This window comes from Streptomyces sp. NPDC004561, from assembly GCF_053602155.1.
In genome coordinates this window covers 1-2,579 of sequence record NZ_JBSGDB010000774.1, presented here as the reverse complement: position 1 = coordinate 2,579, position 2,579 = coordinate 1, and the positions used below count along the sequence as shown (strand labels likewise).

The 2,579-nt window shown below is 73.4% G+C and carries 4 protein-coding genes; 1 reads left to right on the top strand and 3 read right to left on the bottom strand.

Going from position 1 to position 2,579, the window contains the following annotated elements:
• Nucleotides 1-398 (bottom strand): MarR family winged helix-turn-helix transcriptional regulator (locus ACWEN3_RS45090; RefSeq protein WP_452984067.1); only part of this gene is annotated, 398 nt, incomplete at its 3' end.
• A gap of 173 nt (nt 399-571) precedes the next feature.
• Between ACWEN3_RS45090 and ACWEN3_RS45085 the strand changes: the two genes are divergently transcribed.
• On the top strand, nt 572-853 hold the full coding sequence (locus ACWEN3_RS45085) for a DUF6332 family protein (RefSeq protein ID WP_452984065.1): 282 nt from the start codon (nt 572-574) through the stop codon (nt 851-853).
• On the opposite strand, the gene ACWEN3_RS45080 is transcribed toward ACWEN3_RS45085, so the two are convergent.
• Together ACWEN3_RS45080 and ACWEN3_RS45075 are read right to left on the bottom strand one after the other, a co-directional pair.
• A complete protein-coding gene (locus ACWEN3_RS45080) occupies nt 814-1,479 on the bottom strand; it encodes a response regulator (RefSeq protein WP_452984063.1) in 666 nt (221 codons plus the stop codon). The genes ACWEN3_RS45085 and ACWEN3_RS45080 overlap by 40 nt on opposite strands.
• A partial coding sequence (locus ACWEN3_RS45075) for a sensor histidine kinase (protein WP_452984061.1) occupies nt 1,476-2,579 on the bottom strand: 1,104 nt, incomplete at its 5' end. The genes ACWEN3_RS45075 and ACWEN3_RS45080, both read right to left, overlap by 4 nt.

The window sequence follows — 2,579 nt, the reverse complement described above, 5'->3', positions numbered from 1 at the left end:
CTGCCCGCTCCTCTCCGCACCCGGCCCCCCCCCGGGGGGGGCCGGGCCCCCACCTCGCCGTGCAGCGCGCGCCCCTTCGCCGTGAGGGCCACCCGCACGCCCCGCCGGTCCTCCGCGCACATGGCACGCTCGACGAGACCGTCCTTCTCCAGGCGGCCGATGAGCCGGGACAGCGCGCTCTGGCTGAGATGGACCCGCTCGGAGATCTCCTGGACTCGGTAGGCGCAGCCGCCGTCCGTCGCGGTCCCCTCGGCCAGCAGGTCGAGGACCTCGAAGTCGCTGGCGCACAGTCCGTGGCCGTTCAGCGTCCGGTCCAACTCGCACTGGGTGCGGGCGTGCAGGGCCAGGATCTCCCGCCACTGCTCCACGAGCGCCTGCTCGGCCTTCTTCGCCGCCATGAGCGCACCGTAGCAGAAAAACGATTTTGTTGCGCGGGAATTAAATGCACTTGTATCTTATGTACATGCATAGGGTCGGGGAGGCGGGGCGAAGGTAAGGAGCAGCGCGGAACCGCGTGTGCGCCCGGCGGGGTTCCTTGCTCCGCCGGGCACACCTCTGTGAGGCTGGGACGATGCGTGCACACGGGGATCGCCGCACCAGGGCCGAACAGGACGCGGCGACGGTCGAGATCGGATATGCCCTGGTCAGCGGCGCGTTCGCGGCGGCTTTGCTGTTCGGAGTCGTGGCCGGGCCCGGACTGCTCTTCGGCCTGCCGCATCCGCTGGCCACGCTGCTGCGCCGGCTCGGACTCGTCATGGCCGCGGCCCTGTTCGTGGTCCGGGTGGTGAGCGTGCTGGTGCGCTTCCGCCGGGGTCAGCCCAGCCAGCCCGGCCGTACCAACCCCGACTCGTAGGCCAGGACGACGAGTTGGGCGCGGTCGCGGGCGCCCAGCTTCACCATGGCGCGGCTCACATGGGTCTTGGCCGTGAGCGGGCTGACCACCAGGCGGCGGGCGATCTCCTCGTTGGACAGGCCGATGCCGACCAGCGCCATCACCTCCCGTTCCCGCTCGGTGAGCCGGCCGAGGGCGCCGGCCGTCGCGGGCTCCTTGGAGCGGGCCGCGAACTCGGCGATCAGGCGGCGCGTGACGCCCGGCGAGAGCAGCGCGTCGCCCTGGACCACCGCCCGCACCGCGCGCAGGAGTTCCTCCGGTTCGGTGTCCTTCACCAGGAATCCGGAGGCGCCCGCGCGGATCGCCTCGAAGACGTACTCGTCCAGTTCGAAGGTGGTGAGCATGACCACCTTCACGTCCGTCAGCTCCGCGTCCCCGGTGATGCGCCGGGTCGCGGCGAGGCCGTCGAGCAAAGGCATGCGGATGTCCATGAGGACGACGTCCGGCCGCAGTTCGCGCACCAGGCGCAGGGCCTCCTCGCCGTCGGCCGCCTCGCCGGCCACCCCGATGTCGGGCTGCGCGTCGAGCAGCGCCCTGAAACCGGCGCGCACCAACGACTGGTCGTCGGCGAGCAGTACCCGGATCACTGGTCCTCCCTGGGGTGCGACGGCAGTACGGCGAGCACCCGGAAGCCGCCGTCGGGGCGCGGGCCGGCCTCGATGGTGCCACCCAGCGCGGCCGCCCGCTCCCGCATGCCGGCCAGCCCGTTCCCGCTGCCGCCGGCCTCCGCGCCGGTCGCGGGTCCGTCGTCGTCGATCCGCAGCCGCAGTACGCCCTCGTCGTGGGCGAGGTGCACGCGCGCGTGCCGGGAGCCGGAGTGCCGTACGACGTTGGTGAGGGCCTCCTGCACGATGCGGAAGGCGGCCAGGTCGGCGCCGGGCGGCAGGTGCGGCGGCTCGCCGTCGACGGCGACGGTCAGTCCGGCCGCCGCCGCCTGCTCGACCAGCTCAGGCAGCCGGTCCAGACCCGGTGCGGGGGCGCGCGGCGCGGCGCCCGGCGCGCGCAGGGTGTCGAGGACCTGCCGGACCTCCCCCAGCGCCTCCTTGCTGGCGGCCTTGATGGTGGTGAGAGCGGCCCGCGCCTGCTCGGGATCGCTGTCGAGCAGCGCGAGCCCCATGCCGGCCTGGACGTTGATGACCGAGATGCTGTGCGCGAGGACGTCGTGCAGCTCGCGGGCGATCCGCAGCCGTTCCTCGTCCGCGCGCCGCCGTGCCGCCTGCGCGCGGTCGGCGCGTTCCCGCGCCCACTGCTCGCGCCGCACCCGGGCCACTTCGGCCACGGCGAGGATGGCCAGCACCCAGGCGGCGATGAAGAGTTCCTGCGTGAGCCCGCCGCTCTTGTCCCCCGAGGGCGGAAGCCACCGGTAGAGCCAGAGGGCGACCAGGGCGTGTCCCGCCCACAACAGGCCGAGGGACGCCCAGGCGGCCCACCGGTACCCGGCGACGACCGCGCTGAAGCAGGCGACCGCGACCGCCAGGTAGACCGGGCCGTAGGGGTAGCCCGCGGCGAGGTAGACGAGCGCCGTCGCCGCGACACCGAAGGCGACGGCCACCGGGTGGCGGTGCCGCCACAGCAGCTGGGCGCAGGCGATGAGCAGCAGTGCGTGCGCGTAGCCGTCGAGGGGCACGCGAGGGGGCTGGCCGTGTGCCGAGAAGTGCGAGCCGACGACGAATCCACGATTACCCTG